The sequence below is a fragment of the Micromonospora trifolii genome (assembly GCF_022229005.1).
GTDB lineage: Bacteria > Actinomycetota > Actinomycetes > Mycobacteriales > Micromonosporaceae > Micromonospora > Micromonospora trifolii.
The window spans coordinates 1-20,105 of sequence record NZ_JAKKFD010000070.1; the positions used below are offsets into that span (position 1 = coordinate 1).

Genomic DNA, 20,105 nt, shown 5'->3' on the forward strand with positions numbered 1-20,105 from the left:
CTTGACCCCAAGCGGCGTGTCACGGCAACAACTTCATGATCAACGCGGGGAGAGGCGGGGAGGCCCGGGAGGGGTGGTGTGGGGGTCAGGGTTGGGTGCGGGCTTGGTGGGCCCTTGAGGTCAGGTCGGCTGCCAGGGCCCAGGCCTCCGCCAGGTCGCGATCCTGGGCGGTGGCGCCGGAGCCACCAGCGGTGTCCGCGTGCACGGTGGCCAGCCCGAGACGCCGCTGGATGGGCCCCTGAACCACTCGCACGCTCTGGATCCGGGCGTACGGCACGATCACCAACTGCCGGGTGAGCCGCCCGGAGCGGGTGGCGAACACCCGCTCGAACAGCCCCGCGCCGAACGCGGCACGGCCCAGCGGGTGCAGCCAACGGGTCCGGCGCGGCGGCGGGCTCAGGTTGAGCGCGTCGAGGCGTACCCCGGGAAGCACCTCGGCGACGATCATCGTCGCCGTCGGCAGGTCGCCGACCGGCAGCAGCCGGTCCGGCCGGTTGCGGTCGTCGGCCTCCGCCACGGAGTAACCGGCCACCTCCAGTCGTAGCCGCAGCCAGCCCTTCATCCGCCACAGCAGCGGCCAGGTGGCCCGCACTGTCTGCACCCGCTCCAGCGGCACTGTCTGCGCCCGCGTCTCCAGCAGGCCGTTGTGCACCCGCAGCGTGCCGCCGTCGCGGGCCAGCCGGAAGTTCCAGTCGTCGAGGACCCGGCGGATCGGTTGCAGCAGCACACCCGCCATCGCGGTCAGGGTGCTCGCCACCGCCACGAACGACCACGAACCGGCGGTGAGGAACTGCACCACGACGAAGGCCACACCGAAGGGGAGCAGGAACGCCTGCGGGGTGAGCAGTTGGCTGACCAGCAGGCTCTGGTTGCGTACCGCGTGCAGTGGCCGGCCGGGCGCGGTGGCCGGTGGCGCGGTCGCTCCCGGTGCCACCGGGGTCGCCGCGTCGCCGGGCGCGGGCTGCTGCGCCACCCGCCCGGCCAGCGCCAGCAGACGCTCGCGCAGCACTGCCGCGTCGGCCACCCCGAGGTACGCCAGTGGCGCCTCGGTCTTGCCTCCGCCGACCACTTCCAGCCGCAGCTCGGCCAGGCCGGTGAGCTGGGCGAGCAGCGGCCGGACCACCTCCACGGCCTGCAACCGTTCCAACGGGATGGCCCGGGTACGCCGCCAGAGCAGCCCCTCGTACACCCGTAGTTCCCGGCCGACGACGTGGTAGCCGGTGTTGTACCAGCTGATCACCGACAGCACTGTCGCGCCGAGCGCCAGCACCGCCACCATGGCGGCGAACCAGCCGAAGCCCACCCGGGACAGCGTCGACCAGGACAGCCCGGCGATCACCACGACCAGGGACTTGGCGCCGTGCAGCACCGGGCTGAGCGGGTGCAGTCGTTGTCGCGGTTCGCCCTCGCCGCCGCCCGGTGGTGCCGGCCACGGCGCGGGAGCCCCCGGCGGCACCGACCCCGGCGGCGCCGCGCCAGCGAGCGGCCCGCCAGTGGTTGGCGCGCCGGCGGGCAGCACCGGCCCCGGTGGCGTCGGGCCGGTGGGTGGCACGGTGCTCGGCTCGGCGGGCCCGTCGCTCATCGCAGCGGCCCTCGGTGCGGTCGGCGGCTGCCCACGCGGGTGCTCACAGGGTCGCCTTCCGTTCGCGACTGCGGGGCTCGCAACCCCGGCTCACTCCTCGCGCTCACAGGGTCGTCTTCCGTTCGCGACTGCGGGGCTCGCAACCCCGGCTCACTCCTCGCGCTCACAGCCCTTCCGCCCGGTCCTCGCCGAGTGCGGTGAGTCGATCGCGCAGCCGGGACGCCTCCGCCGGACGCAGCCCGGGCACCCGGGCGTCGCTCGCCGCCGCCGCCGTGTGCAACTGCACGGTGGCCAGGTCGAAGGCGCGTTCCAACGGCCCGGCGCTCACGTCGACGAACTGCATCCGCGAGTACGGCACGATGGAGAGTCGGCGCACCAGCAACCCGTGCCGGACCAGCAGGTCGTTCTCGCGCTCGGCGTACCCCCAGGCCCGGACCGCGCGGACGATCGCGACAGCCCGCCACGCGCCGAGCACCACCACGACGGCCACGGCCAGCCCGAACAACCAGTGGCCGCTGAATGCCCAGCCGACTCCGGTCACCGCCAGCCCGATGGCGACCACGATCGCCAGGCGGATCAGCTCCACCCAGATCAGGTCGGTGGAGATCGACTGCCAGTTGACAGTGTCCGGCCAGGGCTCCAGCGGGCCCCGGCCACCCGGCGCTGCCGTCAGCAGTGCCCCGGGTTCGGGCGGCAATAGGCCCGGCGGCGGCAGGTCGGGCGCTTGCTGGTCGGCGGCGGGTGCCGGCCGGTGACCGGGCGGGAGCGCGCCCGGCGGCAGCGGCGCGGGCGTGGAGACGTCCGGCGCGGTGGGCTCCGGGCCGAGCGTGCCGGGCGCCGGGAACGCGCCGGGCGGCGGATCGACGCCGGGTGGTGCGGTGGCCGGGGTGGGCGGCCAGGACGGGGAGGTGGGGCCGGGGGAAGCCGGAGGGTCGCCGCTCACAGGTCGAGCGTAGGCGATCCGGGCACCGGAGTGACGGCACGCAGGAAGCCTCGGGCGTCGAGGAAGTCGCCGAGGCTGCCCCGGTGCTGGGCGCAGGCCAACCAGGTCTTGCGCCGATCGGCGTCGTGCAGGCGGGGATTGTTCCACTCCAGCGCCCAGACGGCGGCGGACCGGCAGCCCCGGGCCGAACAGACCAGGGCCTCGTCGGCGGGGGAGGGGATGCTCATCCCGGCCAGTCTAGGGCTGCGGGATGGAGAGGTTGAGCGCCGGGCGACCACGGGGGGAGCCGCCCGGCGACGGGGTGAATCGTACACGCGGCGGGCCGCTCCGCGCATACCCGCGATGTGCGATTCGGCCGCTGGGGACGGCGCGGTCAAAATCGGCTTCTCCCCACCTCGACACTCAGCAAGGCGTGCGAGTCTTGATACCGCACGAGCCGCGACGACCGACAAACGCTGTGGAGGACCGGTGGCCCAGCCGACCATGCCCGACGCCCCGACGCCGAACGGAGCGGCACCTGCCCCGGTGACCACGCCCGCGCAGGACGCCAGCCTGCTGGAGAAGGGCCTGTTCGAGATCAAACGTGTGATCGTCGGGCAGGACCGGATGGTGGAGCGGATGTTCGTGGCGCTGCTCGCGCGCGGTCACTGCCTGCTCGAAGGGGTGCCCGGGGTGGCCAAGACCCTGGCGGTGGAGACCCTCGCCAAGGTCGTCGGTGGGTCCTTCGCCCGGGTTCAGTTCACCCCGGATCTGGTGCCGGCCGACATCATGGGCACCCGGATCTACCGGCAGTCGAGCGAGAAGTTCGACGTCGAGTTGGGCCCGGTCTTCGTCAACTTCCTGCTCGCCGACGAGATCAACCGGGCGCCGGCGAAGGTGCAGTCCGCGCTGCTGGAGGTGATGAGCGAGCGGCAGGTGTCCATCGGTGGGGAGAGCCACCGGGTCCCGGACCCGTTCCTGGTGATGGCCACCCAGAACCCGATCGAGCAGGAGGGCGTCTACCCGCTGCCGGAGGCGCAGCGGGACCGGTTCCTCATGAAGATCGTTGTGGGCTACCCGACCGACGCTGAGGAACGGGAGATCGTCTACCGGATGGGCGTGGCCGCGCCCGAGCCCACAGCGGTGTTCGACACCCCGGAGCTGATCGCCCTGCAACGCAAGGCGGATCAGGTCTTCGTCCACAACGCCCTGGTCGACTACGCGGTCCGGCTGGTGCTGGCCACCCGCGCCCCGGCCGAGCACGGCATGCCCGACGTCGCGCAACTGATCCAGTACGGGGCCAGCCCGCGCGCCTCGCTCGGTCTGGTCCGGGCCACCCGTGCCCTGGCGCTGCTGCGCGGGCGTGACTACGCGCTGCCGCAGGACGTGCAGGACATCGCGCCGGACATCCTGCGGCACCGGTTGGTGCTCAGCTACGACGCGCTCGCCGACGACGTGCCCGCCGACCACATCGTGCAGCGGGTGATGTCGACGATCCCGCTCCCGGCTGTCGCTCCCCGGCAGCAGGCGACCCCGCCGTCGATCGCGCCGCCGCCGGGCGCTGGCTGGCCCGGGCAGCGCCCGTGACCTCACCCACCCCTCGTCCGGCTCCCCTCGCCGACCGCAGTGAGGCCGTGCTGTCCCGGCTTCAGTTGCTCGTCACCCGCAAGCTCGACGGCATGCTGCAGGGCGACTACGCCGGCCTGCTGCCCGGACCGGGCAGTGAGGCGGGAGAGTCGCGGGAGTACCGCCCCGGCGACGACGTGCGCCGGATGGACTGGCCGGTCACGGCCCGGACCACCACACCGCACGTGCGGCGTACGGTCGCCGACCGGGAGCTGGAGACCTGGCTCGCGCTGGACCTCTCCGCCAGCCTGGACTTCGGGACCGGGCAGTGGCTCAAACGGGAGGTAGTGGTGGCCGCAGCGGCCGCCATCACCCACCTGACAGTGCGGGGAGGCAACCGGATCGGCGCCGTGATCGGCACCGGTGGCGGGGCGTCCGCGCCGGCCCGGCGCTGGCGGGGCGGACCACCGCCGTCCGGGCCGGGGGTGCTCACCCGGCTGCCGGCCCGCTCCGGCCGCAAGGAGGCGCAGGGCCTGCTGCGTGCCGTCGCCGGCACCGCCATCCAGCCCGGCCGCGGTGATCTGGGCGCCCTGATCGAGATGCTCAACCGTCCGCCCCGCCGTCGCGGGGTGGCGGTGGTGGTCTCGGACTTCCTCGCCCCGGCCGAGCAGTGGGCGCGGCCGATGCGCAAGCTGCGCGCCCGCCACGACGTACTGGCGATCGAGGTGGTCGACCCGCGTGAGCTGGAGCTGCCCGACGTGGGCGTGTTGCCGGTGGTCGACCCGGAGAGCGGTGAGCTGCACGAGGTGCAGACCGCCGACCCACGGCTGCGGCAGCGCTACGCCGAGGCCGCCGCCGCCCAACGGGCCACGATCGCCGCCGCCCTGCGCGGCGCCGGCGCGGCCCACCTGCGTCTGCGTACCGACCGAGACTGGCTGCTGGACATGGTGCGATTCGTGGCCGCGCAGCGGCACGCGCGTACCAGGGGGACGACACGATGATCCGTTTTCTGCAACCGTGGTGGCTGCTGGCCGTGCTGCCGGTGTTCGCCCTCGCCGCGTTCTACGTCTGGCGGCAGCTGCACCGCCGGGCGTACGCGATGCGGTTCACCAATGTGGACCTGTTGCGTACGGTGGCGCCGAAGGGCCTGGGCTGGCGTCGGCACGTCCCGGCGACCGCGTTCCTGCTCTGCCTGCTGGTGCTGGCAACCGCGCTGGCCCGTCCGGCGGTGGACACCAAGGAGCCGCTGGAGCGGGCCACGGTCATGCTCGCCATCGACGTGTCGTTGTCGATGCAGGCCGACGACGTGGCGCCGAACCGGCTTGAGGCGGCCCAGGAGGCGGCCAAGCAGTTCGTCAGTGAGCTGCCGGAGAGCTACAACCTGGGCCTCGTGTCGTTCGCCAAGGCGGCCAACGTGCTGGTGCCGCCGGGCAAGGACCGGGACGCGGTGACCAGCGCCATCGACGGGCTGGTGCTGGCCGAGGCGACAGCGACCGGCGAGGCGGTGTTCACCTGCCTGGAGGCGATCAGGTCGGTGCCGGCCGACGGCGCGGCGGGCATCCCGCCGGCACGGATCGTGTTGCTGTCCGACGGGTTCCGGACCTCGGGTCGGGCGGTGGAGGAGGCGGCGGCGGCCGCGCAGGCGGCCAACGTCCCGGTCTCCACCATCGCCTTCGGCACCGACACGGGTCAGGTCGACATCGGCGGGCAGTTGCAGCGGGTGCCGGTGGACCGGATGGCCCTCGCCGAGCTGGCCGAGACCACCGAGGGTTACTTCTACGAGGCGGCGTCGGTGAGCGAGCTGAAGCAGGTCTACCAGGACATGGGCAGCTCGATCGGGTTCCGCACGGAGCCGCGTGAGGTGACCCAGTGGTACGCCGGGGTGGCGTTGCTGCTGGCGCTCTGCGCGGGCGCGTTCAGTCTGCTCTGGTCGTCCCGGATGCTGTGAACCGGTGCGCCGGCGGCGGTCAGTGACCGCCGCCGGCGAGCACGAAGACGATGGCCACCCAGACGGCGGCGAGGGTGAAGCCCAGCGGGGCGACGTAGCGGCTCATGACGGCTCCGGGTGGCGGCTGGACGGTCCGCGTGCGGGGGCGGACCGCAGGGGTGGGGACGCGCACACGAAGTCGTGACCGGGCGGCTCCCGGCGACCGCCCGGAATCGGGCGGCGCGGCACACTCACCTCGGCAGTTGCCGAGGTGGTGGGGAGCGGAGCGGGGTCAGCTCACCAGACTGAGTCGTGGCTCAGCGGGACTGACCATCGGCCCGGCCACGACTGGGAGGATCGCTATCTCGCACAGCGATCACCTCCTGCAAGTCGGGCGGGCCGGGACGTCGATGATCGTACACCTGCGGTGCCGACGGAACACACTCGGCCGACCGGCCGGCGACCCCTCCACCGCCCGGTCGGCGACACCCCTCGCCACCAGCGCGTACGCCTTGGCGAAACGACCTCGGCCGACCCACCCGCACGACGGTGACCAGCACCACGGCGAGCAGCGGTAGCCAGCAGCAGCGCGCCAGCACCCACCCCGGGCCGTCCGGGGCGGTGTGCAGACCGGGCAGGGCCAGCCCGCCGCGGGCGGTGAGCGCTGTCACCGCCACCAGTACCGGCTGGTGCCACAGGTAGATCCGGACCGCGGACCTGTTCACGTCGGTCACCGCCCGGCCCGGCAGCGGCCGGGTCAGCAGTCGGTGCAGTGCCGGCCGGGCGAGCAGCCCCAGCCCGACCTGGGTCACCGCCAGCGCCACGACCAGCAGCGACGGCGGATTCAGGTTGGACACCCCGGCCCCGGGCACGCCGACCGCGCTCACCGGGTAGCCCAACGCCAGCAGCGCCGCGAGCGCGACAGCCCCACCGGCCGCCAGCGTGCCGCCGGCCCGCCGGCCGACCAGGCGCCCGTCGGCGTGCGCCACGCCCAGCAGGTACGGCACCGACCAGGCCGCCAGCACGGTGACCGGGGGCAGGTCGGAGCCGGCCGGCAGCAGCCGGACGGCCAGGTCGACAGCGGCCACCACGGCCACCGCCGGCGCGGCGCAGCGCGCCACCCCCCACCGGCGTACGGCGACGCGCAGCGGGCCGGTCACCGCGACCAGGCACAGCAGCGGCAGCAGGAACCACAGCGGGCTGACCGCGAGCCGCAGCGCGACGGCGAGCGTGTCGTCCGAGGTGCCGACGACGGTGGCGGCGAGCAGCACTGCGGCCCCCACTCCGAGCAGCGCCACAGTGGGCAACAACAGCCGCCGCAGCCGACCGGCCAACCAAGCACCCGGGCCGCCCGGGTAACGGGCCAGCGACCGGGTCGAGCCGAAACCGGCGGTGAAGAAGAACAACCCGAGCGTCTGCAACACCCAGGTCATCGGGGCCAGGTCGGGCAGGGCGGTCAGGGGGCTGGCCTGGCGAAGCCCGCCGTCGCCGGTCAGCACCAACCCGGTGACCAGCCAGTGCCCCAGCACCACCCCGCCGATGGCGTACGCCCGCAGCGCGTCGACGGCACGGTCCCGGCTCACCGGGGGTCCCCGATCCGGTCGGCGTCGACGCCGACCAGCACGACGGACGCCACCGCGACCAGCGCGGCGCTGCCCGGCGCGAGGTAACCGTCGTGCCCCACCACCCCGCCCACCGGTAGCGCTCGGGCGCCGAACGCCGGGTCACCGGGTCGCCGGCCGAAGCCCAAACCGGGCAGCCGCACCTGCGGTACCCGACGGATCCAGTCGGTCGGCGCCTCGGCCGCCCAGAACCGCCGCCCGCCGGGCAGGTCGTCGGCGCGCTGCACCCCGGCGCCGACACCGCCGAGGCTGACCACGTCGGTGACCTGGTCAGGGGCGTCCGCCGCCGCCAGCGACACCACCAGCGCCCCGTAGCTGTGCCCGACCAGCGTGATCGTCGCCGCCGGACGCCGCCCGGCCAGCTCCCGCAGCAGCGCGGCCAGCCCGGCCGCGCCGCGCCGGGCGCTGACGCCACCGGCGGCGGTCAACACCCCGTCGGGCGGGTCGTAGCCGAGCCAGGCCAGCACCGCCACCCGTGCCGCCGGGTCCGTCGCCAGCAGCTCCCGGTAGAGCTGCCCGGCCTGCACCGCCGGCGCCCGCCGGGCCACCCCGCCCAACCCCCTGTCGAAGTCGGCGAGCGTGCTGCCGACCCCCGGCACCAGCACGACGATCCGGTCCGCGTCGGCGAGGTCGCCGAACACCTCGACCGCGCGGCCGTCACCGCGCTCGTCGAACAGCAGGAACCGGCGTCCGTCGGCCGCCCAGTCCGCGTACGGGGGGCCGGCCGCCCGCATCGCCGCCGCCATCACCGGGTACGCCTCGACGAACCCCGCCGCCGTGGCCGGCTCGGGTCGGGTCGGCAGAACCAGGTTCACGCCGAGCAGCGCGGCCATCGCCACCCGGCTGGCACCTCGTCGTCGCATCACGTTCTCCCTCCGGAATGTCGTCCGGAGGGAGATTGCGCCCAGGGGCGGGGCCCGGTCGTCGTCCCGCAGAGCCGTTCCCGGGCTGGCTCCACAGTGCTACTCGCCGGCGGCCACCAGACCCGTCTCGTACGCCAGCACCACGGCCTGGGCCCGGTCGCGCAGACCCAGCTTGGCCAGGATCCGCCCGACGTGCGTCTTCACCGTCTGCTCGGCCACCACCAGGTCACCCGCGATCTCCGCGTTGTTGCGGCCCCGGGCGATCAGCCGCAGCACCTCGGTCTCGCGCGGGGTGAGCCCGGCCAGGTCGGTGGGGCGCGGGCGGCGGCGGTCCGGACGGTTCGCGAACTCGGCGATCAACCGGCGGGTGACCCCCGGGGCGAGCAGCGCGTCCCCGGCCGCCACCACCCGCACCGCCTGCACCAGATCGGCCGCCGGGGCGTCCTTGAGCAGGAACCCGCTGGCCCCGGCGCGCAGCGCCTCGTACACGTAGTCGTCCAGGTCGAACGTGGTGAGGATGAGCACCCGGGGTCGCTGCGTCGACCGGTCACCGAGCAGCTTGCGGGTGGCCTCCAGCCCGTCCATGACCGGCATCCGCACGTCCATCAGCACCACGTCCGGGTCGAGGTGGCGGGCGGCGGCCACCGCCTGCGCGCCGTCGGCGGCGTCCCCCACCACCAGCAGATCCGGTTGGGCGGCGAGCAGCGCGCCGAAACCCTGCCGGACCATCGCCTGGTCGTCGGCGATCAGCACCCGGATCATCGGTCCCCGCCCTCCGCGTCGTACGGCAACTCGGCCGCCACCGCGTAACCCCCGCCGGGCAGCGGCCCGGCGGTGAACGTACCGCCCAGCGAGGTGGCCCGCTCCCGCATGCCGGTCAGCCCGTGCCCGGTGCCGCCGTCGGCGGTCGGTCGGACGTCGGCCGGGGAGTTTTCGACGCGTACCCCCAGACCGGTCCGGCCGGCGCGGACGGTGACCCGCACCGCGGCGCCGGCCGCGTGGCGGGCCGCGTTGGCCAGGCCCTCCTGCACGATGCGGTACGCGGCCAGCCCGACCGGCGCGGGCACCCGGTCGTCGTCCACCGGGTCGGCGTCCAGGGTGACCGGCAGCCCGGCCCGGCGTGCCGCGTCGACCATCGTGTCCAGGTCGGTGAGGTCCGGCTGCGGCGCGGTCTGCGGCCCGCTCGTCTCGCTGCGCAGCACCCCCAACAGCCGCCGCATGTCGGTGAGCGCGTCGCGGGCCGACGCGGCGATGGCGACGAACTCCGCGGCTGCCGGGGCCGGCACGTCCGTCAGCCGGTACGGGGCGGTCTCCGCCTGCACCGCGATCAGCGACATGTGGTGGGCCACCACGTCGTGCAGCTCCCGGGCGATCCGGGTGCGTTCCTCCAGCACCGCGCGGCGCTCCTGCTCGCGTTCGCTCAGCTCGGCCTGCGCGTCGAGGGCGTGCCGGGACAACCGGTTGCGGCGGATCAGGTCGCCGACGATCGCCAGCGCGCCGAGCAGCAGCAGGACGGGGACCCGGTTGTCGGGGTGGACCAGGGTGAGCACCGGCACCGTGCTGATCGTCACCACCCAGGCCAGCACCGGCCGGTCGACCCGCGCGACGACCACCGCCAGCACCGCGATCGACCCGAGCGCCAGCGGCGGGGTCCACGGCCAGGCCTGGTCGGCCGGGGCGTTGAACGTGCAGATCAGCAGGGCCAGCACCGTCAGCCGCCAGGCCAGCAGCGGGCGCCGGGGCAGCGCCAGCAGCGGCGCCACTGTCATCGCCGCGAACAGGAGCGCGATCGGCGGCGGCAGGCCCCAGTCACTCTCCACCGTCAGCGTGATCAGGAAGAGGCCGAGCGCGGCGAGCAGGCCGACCGGGGCGGCGTAGCGGGCCGGCCCGGGCCAACGGGCCAGCAGCGGCCGTTCGGGCCGGGCGTCCGGGCCGAGCACTGTCTGCCGCAGGGCCCGCAGGGCCACCGCGATCGGATGCCGGTTCACCACCCGGAGGCTACGGGCCGACCCCGCCACGAGGCGTGCCACCAGGGGTTGATCCCGGTGTCGTACCCCAGTGTGACGCGACTCCCGTTAGCGCTTACCTACCGGTAACGCCTAGGCTCCGACGCGTCCGTGCTGACCATTCGCAAGGGGGAACAGTGGCCCGTACCGTGCTGGTGACCGGGGGCAACCGGGGAATCGGCCTGGCCATCGCGCAGGCCTTCGCCAAGCAGGGCGACCGGGTGGCGGTCACCCACCGCAGTGGGGACGCGCCAGACGGGCTGTTCGGCGTCCGCGCCGACGTCACCGACGCCGCCTCGATCGACGCCGCGTTCGCCGCCGTGGAGGCCGAGCTGGGTCCGGTCGAGGTGCTGGTCGCCAACGCCGGCATGACCGCCGACACGCTGCTGCTGCGCATGACCGAGGAACAGTTCACCGACGTGGTGAACACCAACCTCACCGGCGCGTTCCGGGTCGCGAAGCGGGCCTCCGGCAAGATGCTCCGCGCCAAGTGGGGCCGCATGATCTTCATCTCCTCGGTGGTCGGCCTCGCCGGCGGCGCCGGGCAGGTCAACTACGCCGCCAGCAAGGCCGGCCTCGTCGGCGTCGCCCGCTCGATCACCAGGGAGCTGGGCAGCCGCAACATCACCGCGAACGTGGTGGCGCCCGGCTTCATCGACACCGACATGACCGCCGGCCTCACCGGTGACCGCAAGGCGGAGATCCTCAAGTCCATCCCGGCCGGCCGGATGGCCAGCCCGGACGAGGTCGCCGCCGTGGTCACCTGGCTGGCCTCGGACAGCGCCGGGTACGTCTCCGGCGCCGTCATCCCGGTCGACGGCGGCCTCGGCATGGGCCACTAACCCTTTTGACTACGGAGGAAATCTGCGATGTCCGGACTGCTCGCCGGTAAGCGGCTGCTCGTCACCGGTGTCATCACCGACGCCTCGATCGCCTTCTCGGTGGCGAAGCTCGCTCAGGAGAATGGCGCGCAGGTCGTGCTCACCGGCTACGGCCGGCTCTCCCTGGTCGAGCGGATCGCCAAGCGGCTGCCCGAGCCGGCGCCGGTCATCGAGGTGGACGTCACCAACACCGAGCACCTGGCCGGTCTCGCCGACCGGGTACGCGAGCACGTCGACGGCCTCGACGGTGTCGTGCACTCGATCGGCTTCGCCCCGCAGAGCTGCCTGGGCGGCGGCTTCCTCGACGCGCCCTGGGAGGACGTGGCGACCGCGCTGCACGTCTCCACGTTCTCGTACAAGTCGCTGGCCATGGCGGCCCTGCCGCTGATGTCGCCCGGCGGCGCCGTGGTCGGCCTGACCTTCGACGCGACGAAGGCGTGGCCGGTCTACGACTGGATGGGCGTGGCCAAGGCCGGCCTGGAGTCCGCGTCCCGCTACCTGGCCATGCACCTCGGCAAGCAGGGCATCCGCAGCAACCTGGTCGCCGCCGGGCCGCTGCGCACCATCGCCGCGAAGTCGATCCCCGGCTTCGACCAGTTCGAGGACGCCTGGGCCGAGCGCGCCCCGCTGGGCTGGAGCCTCACCGACCAGGAGCCCGCCGCCCGGGCCTGCCTGGCGCTGCTCTCCGACTGGTTCCCGGCCACCACCGGTGAGATCGTCCACGTCGACGGCGGCTACCACGCCATCGGTTCCTGACGCTGCACCACGACGCTCCCTGGTCGCCGTTCGCGTGATCTACGCGTCCGGACCAGGGGGCGTCGCCGGGACGTCCCGGCCGAGGGGCAAGAATGACCCCATGTCGTACGACGCGGTGGTGCTGGTGTCCTTCGGTGGGCCCGAGCGGCCCGAGGACGTGATGCCGTTTCTGCAGAACGTGACCCGGGGTCGGGGTGTGCCTCCCGAGCGACTGGCCGAGGTCGCCGAGCACTACCAGCACTTCGGTGGGGTGTCCCCGATCAACCAGCAGTGTCGGGACCTGCTCGCCGCCGTCCGCGCCGACTTCGCCGCGCACGGTGTCGACCTGCCGCTCTACTGGGGCAACCGCAACTGGGACCCGATGCTCGCCGACACCGTGACCCAGATGCGCGACGACGGGGTCACCCGGGCGTTGGCCTTCGTCACCAGCGCGTACGGCGGCTACTCGTCCTGCCGGCAGTACCAGGAGGACATCGCCGCCGCCCGTGCCGCCGTCGGCCCGGACGCCCCGGTGATCGAGAAGCTGCGTCAGTTCTGGGACCACCCCGGCTTCGTCGAGCCGCACGTCGACGCGGTCCGGGCGGCCCTGGGCCAGCTCGACCCGGCGTTGCGGGACACCACCCGGCTGGTCTTCACCGCCCACTCCATCCCCAACTCGATGGCGGCCAACGCCGGCCCGCACGGCGGCCGGTACGAGGCGCAGCTGCACGAGACCGCCCGGCTCGTCGCCGCGGCCGCCGCACCCGACCTCGGGTACGACCTGGTCTGGCAGAGCCGCTCCGGCCCGCCGCAGGTGCCGTGGCTGGAACCGGACATCAACGACCACCTGACCGCCCTCGCGCAGGGCGGCACCACGGCTGTGGTGGTCAGCCCGATCGGGTTCGTCTCCGATCACCTGGAGGTCGTGTGGGACCTGGACACCGAAGCGCTGGAGACGGCGAAGCAGCTCGGCCTGCACTTCGTCCGGGCCGGCACGCCGGGCACCGACCCGCGCTTCGTGACCATGGTGCGTGAGCTGGTCACCGAGCGGACCGACCCGGACGGCGCGCAGTTGCGCCGCCGCCTGGGCGAGCTGCCCATGTGGGACAGCTGCCCCACCGTCTGTTGCGTGCCGACCCGTCGCCCCTGACCTCTGAGGATCATCATGCATGACCGTAAGCCCGTGCAGAGTTGGCTGACCGACATGGACGGCGTGCTGGTGCACGAGGGCCAGCCGGTGCCCGGCGCCCCGGAGTTCATCAACCGGATGCGCGCCTCCGGCAAGCCGTTCCTGGTGCTGACCAACAACTCGATCTACACCCCACGGGACCTGACGGCCCGGCTCAGCCGGATGGGGCTGGACGTGCCGGAGGAGTCGATCTGGTCCTCCGCCCTGGCCACCGGCCAGTTCCTCGCCGACCAGCGACCGGGTGGCACCGCGTACGTCATCGGTGAGGCCGGGCTGACCACGGCGCTGCACGCCGTCGGCTACGTGCTGACCGACTTCGCCCCCGACTACGTGGTGCTCGGCGAGACCCGCACCTACAGCTTCGAGGCGATCACCAAGGCCGTCCGCCTGATCAACGACGGCGCCCGGTTCATCTGCACCAACCCCGACGTGACCGGCCCGTCCGTGGAGGGCGCGCTCCCCGCCGCCGGCTCGGTCGCCGCCATGATCTCCAAGGCGACCGGGGTCGAACCGTACTTCGTCGGCAAGCCCAACCCGATGATGATGCGCTCGGCGCTCAACACCATCAACGCGCACTCGGAGAGCACCGCGATGATCGGTGACCGGATGGACACCGACATCCTGTGCGGCCTGGAGGCGGGCCTGGAGACCATCCTGGTGCTCACCGGGATCAGCAGCCGCACCGAGGCGGAGCGGTACCCGTACCGGCCGTCGCGGATCATCAACTCGGTCGCGGACCTGCTCGACGAGATCTGACCAGCCCCGGTCGCCCTCGGCCACCGCGCCGCCGCATGGTGGCGGCGGTGGTCAGGGGCGCAGGGGAGCGTTGCAGGCGGCCACCAGTGCCTGTCGGCAGGCTGCGGTGAGTGGCCGCAGTGCCGCGTCCCGTTGCTGCGCCTCGTAGTTGTTGATCGCACCGCCCGGGGCGGCGTGCCCGGCCAACGCCAGCACCCGGTCGAGCACCGCGGCCCGGGCGAAGAGCCGGCGGGCCCGCGGGTCGAAGCCCGGTGGCAGATCGGTGGTGCCGTCCGGTCGGCGCAGCGCTGCCAGCGCGCCGGCCAGCTCGGGCCGCCACTGGGCGACGTCGAGGCGGGTCAGCACGGCGGTCGTCTCGGCCAGCGCGGCGGCCAACTCGGCCTCCGCCTCGGCCGCGCCAGGCAACGAGAGTGACGCGGCAGCGGCGTTGGCCGGCAGCGGGTAGACCCGCCAGAGCACCGTCTCGAAGCAGTCTCCGGAGCCGGAGGTGTGCAGCCGCACCTGGGGGATCAACCCGAGCCCGCCGGCGACCACCGCCTCGCCCGTGACCAGCGCCGCTCCGGCGAAGTCGCCGGGGCCGGGCAGACCCCTCGGGTCGCCCGGCGCGGGCAGCACCAGGCGGATCTCGTCCGGGGAGAGCTTGGCCAGGGTGGGCAGCGCGGCACCCAGCGGGACGTCGGTCCAGGTGCCCGGGGCGTCCGCGACGAGGTGTTCCTCGTCGCCGGCGATGGCGTCGGCGACCTCGTCGTACGGCACCAACCCGGCGCGCCACGCGCGCACCCAGGCAACGAACCGGCTGGACCGGCGCGGCGCGAGTGTGACCGCGCCCGTTGCGGGGGTGGACATGCCGAAAGGGTACGTGGTCACGACCGGCCCTGTCTCGGCTGCCGCTCCGGTCGCCCGGCCTGCCCCCAACTGCCCTGTTCGCCCCAATCCCCGCCCCCTGGCGCGCATGTGCGGTCGGCGGTCGGAGCGCGGGGCGGTGTGTCGGGGAGTGAGGTTGGCGCGGGCTGGGGTTAGCGTGATCGACATGGCGGGGCGATACGGCGAGGACGTGTTGGCGGGCGACTGGCGACGGCGCAAGGTCACCCCCGTGGTGGACGCCGAACCGGATCTCGTGGTCGAGGACGCCGACTCCGGGTTCTGCGGAGCTGTGGTGGGCTTCGAGGCCGGCGCCGTGGTGTTGGAGGACCGGCACGGTAAACGGCGCAACTTCCCGCTGCTGCCGGCGGCGTTCCTGCTCGACGGCAGCCCGGTGACGCTGCGCCGCCCGACCCGCGCCGCGGTGCCGGCGGCCCGTCGGCGGACCGCGTCCGGTTCGGTCGCAGTGGCCAACGTCCGGGCCCAGGTGGCGAAGGCCAGCCGAATCTGGGTGGAGGGCATCCACGACGCCGCGCTGGTGGAGCGGATCTGGGGCGACGACCTCCGCATCGAGGGCGTCGTGGTCGAGCCGTTGGACGGCATCGACGCTCTCGACGACGAGGTACGCAACTTCGGCCCCGGCCCGACCCGACGACTCGGCGTGCTCGTCGACCACCTGGTGCCGGGCAGCAAGGAGAGCCGGATCGTCGCCCGGGTGAACTCGCCGCACGTGCTGGTGACCGGGCATCCCTACGTGGACGTGTGGCAGGCGGTCAAGCCGGCCGCGCTGGGCATCGCGGCCTGGCCGGTGGTGCCGCCGGGGCGGCCGTGGAAGGAGGGGGTCTGCGCGGCCCTCGGGGTGGCCGAGCCGGCCGACATGTGGCGGCACATCCTGTCCCGGGTGAACAGCTTCGCCGACGTGGAGACCCCTCTGATCAACTCCATGGAACGCCTCATCGACTTCGTCACCGAGCCGGCCTGACCGCCTGGTCCGCCAGACCCGCCCGGCGGCGGTCAGGGAACCTCGTCCGGGCTGCGCGTGAAGACGAACGTGGCGATGTCGACCGCCCGTGCCCGTCCGTTCTCGTCGCGCAGCACCGACAGGATCTCGCCGTTCTCCGGGCCGGAACGTCCCCGCCAGCGGTCCGTCCCCTCGGCGGTGAACCGGCTGACCCGCTCACCGCGGACGTGTGCCACCAGGTCACCCGCGTCCCAGTTCAGGTCCAGCGAGGTGCCCATCCACCACCAGCGACCGGTCAGCTCGGTCAGCTCGGCCGCGGGCGTGGCGGTGGCCGGCCGCCACGGTTGCGGGAACGCCGGCTCGGCGTCCAGCACGGTGGTCAGCAGTTGGCGGCCGAGCCCGGTGATCGGGAAACCGTACGAGTTGGCGAAGCCGACCACTGCGGTCCGGGTGGGTCGGTGCACCAGGAGGGCGGCCACGTACCCGGGCATCGAGCCGCCGTGCCCGACGTACACGCGCTCGCCGTCCCGGTAGAGCTCCAGCCCCAGGCCGTGCCCGCCGGTCCAGGAGTCGAGGTCGCTGATCGCCACGGGGACGCACATCTCGGTGAGGGTCTCGGCGGCCAGCACCGACGGGTCGGGGTCGGCCAGGAACGCGGCCCAGCGGCCCAGGTCCTCGATCGTCGACCAGAGTTGCCCGGCGGGGGCCATGGCGCCGGTGTCGGTACGGGGTTCTTCGCGCAGCGTGCCGTGCCAGGGGTGGACGACGTAGCCGCGGGCGTACGGCTCGGTGGCCGCGTAGGTGGTGCGGCGCAGGCCCAGCGGGGTGAGGACCCGTTCGTCGAGCAGGTCGGCCCAGGGTGTCCCGGTGAGCCGTTCGAGCAGCCCGCCGAGCAGTCCGTACCCCAGGTTGGAGTAGTGGTACGCGCGGTGCGGCGGGTAAGCGATCTTGTCGGCGTCGACAGCGGCGAGCAGAGTGGTGAGGTCGACGCCCGCCGCCCGCTCCCACCAGTCGCCCTCGGGTTCGCGTTGGATGCCGCTGGCGTGCCCGAGCAGTTGGCGCACTGTGAGCGCGCCCACGCCGGTGCCCGGCAGGTGCTGCTCCAGCCGGTCGTCCAGGGCCAGCCGGCCGGCGTCGCGCAACTGCATGATCAGGGTGGCGGTCATCGTCTTGCTGATCGAGCCCACCCGGTACTGGAGGTCGGCTTCCGGGCGGGGGTGGTCGCCGGCGGCGGCCACATGTGCCAGCGTGCCGTCGCGGACCACGCCCAGCACCAGCGACGGGGTGTGACCGTCGGCCTGTGCCTGGGCGACCCGGATGTCGATCTGTCGGGCGGTCTCGGGTAGCAGGGTCAACGGGATCTCCTCGGGTCGGGCCGCCGATTCGTGGTGTTTTGGCGGGCCGGAAAGGGCCTCGCCGAGCTTACTGATCTTCGTGGGGAGGCCGCGCGTGCATTTGCGTGTCACGATCGGGGGGTGGACGCCGTGGTGTGGATCGTTTTGGGTGTGCTGCTGGCCGTCGCCGAGATTTTCACGACGACGCTATTTCTGATCATGTTCGGGGCCGGTGCGTTCGCCGCCGCCGGTGCGGCCGCACTGGGCGCGCCGGTCGCCGTGCAGGCGCTGGTCTTCGCTGTGGTGTCGGCGTTGAGCCTGGTGGTGGTCCGACCGGTCATCCGGCGGCACAGCCGCTCCGCGCTGGAGAGCGGCGAGCAGCCGTTCGGCGTGGAGGCGATCGAGGGCTCCACGGCGCTGGTGCTGGAACGGGTGGACGCCGAGCAGGGTCTCGTCAAGATCGACGGTGAGTTGTGGAGCGCCCGGTCGTACGACACGACACAGGTCTACGACCCCGGTCAACGGGTTCGGGTGATAAAGGTCCGGGGCGCTACCGCCCTGGTGTGGCAGGACGATGTTTCTTCCGCCGGCGAGTTGCCGGAATCGAGAGGGTGAACGGGATGACCTTAATCGGGGTGGTGGTGATCGCGGTGGCGTTGATCGCCGTGATAACGCTGGCCAAGGCGGTGCGGATCGTGCCGCAGCAGCGCCAGGACGTGGTGGAACGGCTCGGCAAGTACAAGCGCACCCTCAGCCCCGGCCTCAACCTGCTGGTGCCGTTCATCGACGCGGTCCGTACCAAGGTCGACATGCGGGAGCAGGTGGTCAGCTTCCCGCCGCAGCCGGTGATCACCTCGGACAACCTGGTGGTGTCGATCGACACGGTTCTCTACTTCAAGGTGGTCGACTCGGTTCGGGCGACCTACGAGATCTCCAGCTTCCTCCAGGCCATCGAGCAGTTGACAGTCACCACGTTGCGTAACGTGATCGGTTCGCTCGATCTGGAGCGGGCGCTGACCAGCCGGGACGAAATCAACCGGCACCTGTCGGGCGTGCTGGACGAGACCACCGGCCGCTGGGGCATCAAGGTGACCCGGGTCGAGATCAAGGCGATCGAGCCGCCGGCCAGCATCCGCGACTCGATGGAGAAGCAGATGCGCGCCGAGCGGGACCGTCGCGCGGCGATCCTGACCGCCGAGGGGCACAAGCAGTCGGTGATCCTCACCGCCGAGGGTGACAAGCAGTCGGCGGTGCTGCGGGCCGACGGTGACCGGCAGGCCCGGATCCTCCAGGCCGAGGGTCAGGCGAAGGCGATCCGGACGGTCTTCGACGCGATCCACCAGGCCAACCCGAGCCAGAAGGTGCTCGCCTACCAGTACCTCCAGGCTCTGCCGCAGATCGCCCAGGGCAGCGCCAACAAGGTCTGGATCATCCCGGCCGAGCTGACCAAGGCCCTGGAGGGAATGGGTGGCGCGCTCGGCGGGCTGAGCCAGATGGTGGGGGATCTGCCCGCACCGGAGGCGGCCGAACACGCGAGCCAGGTGGAGCGCGAGGCCGCCGAGGCGGCGCAGGCCGCGGCGGACGCCGCCCAGCAGATCCACGACGAGGTACGCGTCGCCGAGGCGCAGGCCACCGGCGGCAACAAGCCGCAGGGGCTGCCCGCGCCGGAGCCGGTGTCTCCGGCCAGCCTGACCGAGGACCCGGCCGACCAGCGCGAGCGCGGCTGATCACGGCTTAATACGAGAAAGACTCATGGGGCGCTCCGACGCCTGCCACGATCGGTCCTAGGACGGGTGGTGACCAGGCAATCGGGGCGCCCCGGCGCGTCGGTGCACCGCTCGACGACGAGCGAGGTGACGCATGAAGGATCCGGCGAATCGGATGTGGTCCTCGGCCCCGGTGCCCGGCGCGCACGACCCGGTCGCCCCGCTGGGCTCCCGGCGCAGCGGTGGCGGGTTCGGCGTACTGCCCTTCGTCGGCGAGCCGACCCCGGGTGCCCCGGCCACGAACGCCAGTTGGGCCTTCTCGGTACGCCGGTTCGCGCGGGCGGCGGTGTGGCTGCTGCCCGCGTACGCCATCCTCTACGGCGCGGTGGCGATGGCCAGCGACGGTGGGGTGGGCAACGACCCCTATCCGGCGGACGGCCGGGCGGTGTACCTGATCGGTTGGGTGGCCGCGGTCTGGCTCGGACTGCTCGCGCTGCTGGCCCTCACCGGACTGCTGGCCGCGACCCGCAGCCGCCGGGTGGCCGCCGCCGGGCTGCTGGTCAGCATCGCCGGCACCGTGCTGATGCTGCCGTTCGCCGGGTTCGAGGAGCAGACGCCGGTCTTCGGCGCCACCGCGCGGTCGCTGGTCCTGCTCGGCGCGACGTTCTACAGCGCGGGCTGGTTCCTCACCGGGTGGGCGGTGGCCCGCTCGGGCACCTTCAGCCTCGGCGACGGCGTCATGCTGATCATCGCCGCGCCGCTGCTCGGCCTCGGCGGCGCCCTGATCGGCTCGTTGCAGACCTTCGGCGCGATCTTCGTGCTGATCGCCGGCATCGGCATCGGCTACCGCTCCGGCCGCCTGATGCCCCGCGAAACCGCCCGAGACGCCGCCAGCGCCAGCCTAAGCACCCCCAACCCCTAACCCACCCACCCACCCACCCACCCCCCCACCCACCCACCCACCCCGCCCCCCCCCCCGCCCCCAGCCGCCTGAAACATGAAGTTAATGACCTCAGCACCGGCGGGTCACGGCAATAAGTTCAGGAAGAAAGAAGGCGGGGTGAGCGGCGCCCCCGCGCGACGTCGGCGTGCAGTGGGGGGGGGGGGGGTGGGGGGGGCGAAAAAAACGCCAACACGACATCAACGCGGTAGGGGGGGGGGGTGGGGGGGGGGGGGGTGTGGGTGGGGGGCGGG

General features: G+C 73.2%; 21 protein-coding genes. 11 read left to right on the top strand and 10 right to left on the bottom strand.

The window, feature by feature from the left end; all coding sequences use genetic code 11:
- Positions 1 to 85: 85 nt before the first annotated feature.
- The 3 genes from NIE79_RS32115 to NIE79_RS32125 all read right to left on the bottom strand — a co-directional run bounded on the left by NIE79_RS32115 (position 86) and on the right by NIE79_RS32125 (position 2,752).
- Entirely contained in the window at positions 86 to 1,582 is a 1,497-nt protein-coding gene (locus NIE79_RS32115) for a PH domain-containing protein (RefSeq protein WP_238682139.1), read from the bottom strand.
- 163 nt (positions 1,583 to 1,745) lie between these two features.
- Entirely contained in the window at positions 1,746 to 2,279 is a 534-nt protein-coding gene (locus tag NIE79_RS32120; RefSeq protein WP_238682153.1) for a PH domain-containing protein, read from the bottom strand.
- 242 nt (positions 2,280 to 2,521) lie between these two features.
- Entirely contained in the window at positions 2,522 to 2,752 is a 231-nt protein-coding gene (locus tag NIE79_RS32125) for a hypothetical protein (RefSeq protein WP_238682140.1), read from the bottom strand.
- Positions 2,753 to 2,993: 241 nt separating this feature from the next.
- Here NIE79_RS32125 and NIE79_RS32130 point away from each other — a divergent pair, with 241 nt between their 5' ends.
- The 3 genes from NIE79_RS32130 to NIE79_RS32140 are packed head-to-tail and all read left to right on the top strand — an operon-like array spanning position 2,994 to position 6,018.
- On the top strand, positions 2,994 to 4,091 hold the full coding sequence (locus tag NIE79_RS32130; RefSeq protein ID WP_091403835.1) for an AAA family ATPase: 1,098 nt from the start codon (positions 2,994 to 2,996) through the stop codon (positions 4,089 to 4,091).
- Entirely contained in the window at positions 4,070 to 5,071 is a 1,002-nt protein-coding gene (locus tag NIE79_RS32135; RefSeq protein WP_238682154.1) for a DUF58 domain-containing protein, read from the top strand. The genes NIE79_RS32130 and NIE79_RS32135 overlap by 22 nt, the downstream gene beginning before the upstream one ends.
- Complete coding sequence (locus NIE79_RS32140; RefSeq protein WP_238682141.1) at positions 5,068 to 6,018, top strand: VWA domain-containing protein; 951 nt, start codon at positions 5,068 to 5,070, stop codon at positions 6,016 to 6,018. Before NIE79_RS32135 ends, NIE79_RS32140 begins: the two co-directional genes overlap by 4 nt.
- 19 nt (positions 6,019 to 6,037) lie before the next feature.
- Here the strand turns inward: NIE79_RS32140 and NIE79_RS32145 are convergent, their stop codons facing one another.
- The 5 genes from NIE79_RS32145 to NIE79_RS32165 all read right to left on the bottom strand — a co-directional run bounded on the left by NIE79_RS32145 (position 6,038) and on the right by NIE79_RS32165 (position 10,470).
- Positions 6,038 to 6,190 (bottom strand): hypothetical protein, encoded by a 153-nt coding sequence (locus tag NIE79_RS32145; RefSeq protein WP_238682142.1) that lies wholly within the window; start codon positions 6,188 to 6,190, stop codon positions 6,038 to 6,040.
- A 124-nt stretch (positions 6,191 to 6,314) separates the two neighbouring features.
- A complete protein-coding gene (locus tag NIE79_RS32150; RefSeq protein ID WP_238682143.1) occupies positions 6,315 to 7,580 on the bottom strand; it encodes an acyltransferase family protein in 1,266 nt (421 codons plus the stop codon).
- The gene (locus tag NIE79_RS32155) at positions 7,577 to 8,482 is read right to left on the bottom strand and encodes an alpha/beta hydrolase (protein ID WP_238682144.1); all 906 of its coding nucleotides are present in this window, start codon (positions 8,480 to 8,482) and stop codon (positions 7,577 to 7,579) included. Before NIE79_RS32155 ends, NIE79_RS32150 begins: the two co-directional genes overlap by 4 nt.
- Positions 8,483 to 8,581: 99 nt before the next feature.
- The gene (locus NIE79_RS32160; RefSeq protein ID WP_238682145.1) at positions 8,582 to 9,244 is read right to left on the bottom strand and encodes a response regulator; all 663 of its coding nucleotides are present in this window, start codon (positions 9,242 to 9,244) and stop codon (positions 8,582 to 8,584) included.
- Positions 9,241 to 10,470 carry a sensor histidine kinase gene (locus NIE79_RS32165; RefSeq protein ID WP_238682146.1) on the bottom strand — a complete coding sequence of 410 codons (1,230 nt, stop codon included), beginning with the start codon at positions 10,468 to 10,470 and terminating at the stop codon, positions 9,241 to 9,243. The genes NIE79_RS32160 and NIE79_RS32165 overlap by 4 nt, the downstream gene beginning before the upstream one ends.
- Positions 10,471 to 10,625: 155 nt before the next feature.
- On the opposite strand from NIE79_RS32165, the gene fabG reads away from it, so the two are divergent.
- From fabG to NIE79_RS32185, 4 genes are all read left to right on the top strand, one after another.
- The gene (gene fabG, locus NIE79_RS32170; RefSeq protein ID WP_238682147.1) at positions 10,626 to 11,330 is read left to right on the top strand and encodes a 3-oxoacyl-ACP reductase FabG; all 705 of its coding nucleotides are present in this window, start codon (positions 10,626 to 10,628) and stop codon (positions 11,328 to 11,330) included.
- Positions 11,331 to 11,357: 27 nt separating this feature from the next.
- Positions 11,358 to 12,125 carry an enoyl-ACP reductase FabI gene (gene fabI / locus NIE79_RS32175; protein ID WP_238682148.1) on the top strand — a complete coding sequence of 256 codons (768 nt, stop codon included), beginning with the start codon at positions 11,358 to 11,360 and terminating at the stop codon, positions 12,123 to 12,125.
- A gap of 100 nt (positions 12,126 to 12,225) precedes the next feature.
- Positions 12,226 to 13,254: a ferrochelatase gene (locus tag NIE79_RS32180; protein ID WP_238682149.1), complete on the top strand. Its 1,029-nt coding sequence runs from the start codon at positions 12,226 to 12,228 to the stop codon at positions 13,252 to 13,254.
- Positions 13,255 to 13,269: 15 nt separating this feature from the next.
- Positions 13,270 to 14,049, top strand: coding sequence for an HAD-IIA family hydrolase (locus NIE79_RS32185; protein ID WP_091403868.1), 780 nt, complete (start codon positions 13,270 to 13,272; stop codon positions 14,047 to 14,049).
- A 51-nt stretch (positions 14,050 to 14,100) separates the two neighbouring features.
- Here the strand turns inward: NIE79_RS32185 and NIE79_RS32190 are convergent, their stop codons facing one another.
- Positions 14,101 to 14,895, bottom strand: coding sequence for an Rv1486c family protein (locus tag NIE79_RS32190; protein ID WP_238682150.1), 795 nt, complete (start codon positions 14,893 to 14,895; stop codon positions 14,101 to 14,103).
- Between the two features lie 184 nt (positions 14,896 to 15,079).
- On the opposite strand from NIE79_RS32190, the gene NIE79_RS32195 reads away from it, so the two are divergent.
- The gene (locus NIE79_RS32195; RefSeq protein WP_238682151.1) at positions 15,080 to 15,892 is read left to right on the top strand and encodes a DUF3097 domain-containing protein; all 813 of its coding nucleotides are present in this window, start codon (positions 15,080 to 15,082) and stop codon (positions 15,890 to 15,892) included.
- A gap of 32 nt (positions 15,893 to 15,924) precedes the next feature.
- On the opposite strand, the gene NIE79_RS32200 is transcribed toward NIE79_RS32195, so the two are convergent.
- Positions 15,925 to 17,226 carry a serine hydrolase domain-containing protein gene (locus tag NIE79_RS32200; RefSeq protein WP_238682152.1) on the bottom strand — a complete coding sequence of 434 codons (1,302 nt, stop codon included), beginning with the start codon at positions 17,224 to 17,226 and terminating at the stop codon, positions 15,925 to 15,927.
- A gap of 120 nt (positions 17,227 to 17,346) precedes the next feature.
- Between NIE79_RS32200 and NIE79_RS32205 the strand changes: the two genes are divergently transcribed.
- The 3 genes from NIE79_RS32205 (at position 17,347) to NIE79_RS32215 (ending at position 19,833) form a co-directional block, all read left to right on the top strand.
- Complete coding sequence (locus NIE79_RS32205) at positions 17,347 to 17,820, top strand: NfeD family protein (RefSeq protein WP_091403880.1); 474 nt, start codon at positions 17,347 to 17,349, stop codon at positions 17,818 to 17,820.
- Between the two features lie 5 nt (positions 17,821 to 17,825).
- Positions 17,826 to 18,932, top strand: a complete 1,107-nt coding sequence (locus tag NIE79_RS32210) for an SPFH domain-containing protein (RefSeq protein ID WP_030489097.1) — start codon at positions 17,826 to 17,828, stop codon at positions 18,930 to 18,932.
- A 133-nt stretch (positions 18,933 to 19,065) separates the two neighbouring features.
- Positions 19,066 to 19,833: a hypothetical protein gene (locus NIE79_RS32215; protein ID WP_112582971.1), complete on the top strand. Its 768-nt coding sequence runs from the start codon at positions 19,066 to 19,068 to the stop codon at positions 19,831 to 19,833.
- Positions 19,834 to 20,105: the final 272 nt, after the last annotated feature.

What these genes read in the sequence shown, in the direction of transcription:
- NIE79_RS32115 (WP_238682139.1), bottom strand. Translation starts at nt 1,582, where the DNA reads ATGAGCGACGGGCCCGCCGAGCCGAGCACCGTGCCACCCACCGGCCCG.
- NIE79_RS32125 (WP_238682140.1), bottom strand. Translation starts at nt 2,752, where the DNA reads ATGAGCATCCCCTCCCCCGCCGACGAGGCCCTGGTCTGTTCGGCCCGG.
- NIE79_RS32140 (WP_238682141.1), top strand. Translation starts at nt 5,068, where the DNA reads ATGATCCGTTTTCTGCAACCGTGGTGGCTGCTGGCCGTGCTGCCGGTG.
- NIE79_RS32155 (WP_238682144.1), bottom strand. Translation starts at nt 8,482, where the DNA reads ATGCGACGACGAGGTGCCAGCCGGGTGGCGATGGCCGCGCTGCTCGGC.
- NIE79_RS32160 (WP_238682145.1), bottom strand. Translation starts at nt 9,244, where the DNA reads ATGATCCGGGTGCTGATCGCCGACGACCAGGCGATGGTCCGGCAGGGT.
- fabI (WP_238682148.1), top strand. Translation starts at nt 11,358, where the DNA reads ATGTCCGGACTGCTCGCCGGTAAGCGGCTGCTCGTCACCGGTGTCATC.
- NIE79_RS32180 (WP_238682149.1), top strand. Translation starts at nt 12,226, where the DNA reads ATGTCGTACGACGCGGTGGTGCTGGTGTCCTTCGGTGGGCCCGAGCGG.
- NIE79_RS32185 (WP_091403868.1), top strand. Translation starts at nt 13,270, where the DNA reads ATGCATGACCGTAAGCCCGTGCAGAGTTGGCTGACCGACATGGACGGC.
- NIE79_RS32190 (WP_238682150.1), bottom strand. Translation starts at nt 14,895, where the DNA reads ATGTCCACCCCCGCAACGGGCGCGGTCACACTCGCGCCGCGCCGGTCC.
- NIE79_RS32195 (WP_238682151.1), top strand. Translation starts at nt 15,080, where the DNA reads ATGGCGGGGCGATACGGCGAGGACGTGTTGGCGGGCGACTGGCGACGG.
- NIE79_RS32210 (WP_030489097.1), top strand. Translation starts at nt 17,826, where the DNA reads ATGACCTTAATCGGGGTGGTGGTGATCGCGGTGGCGTTGATCGCCGTG.
- NIE79_RS32215 (WP_112582971.1), top strand. Translation starts at nt 19,066, where the DNA reads ATGAAGGATCCGGCGAATCGGATGTGGTCCTCGGCCCCGGTGCCCGGC.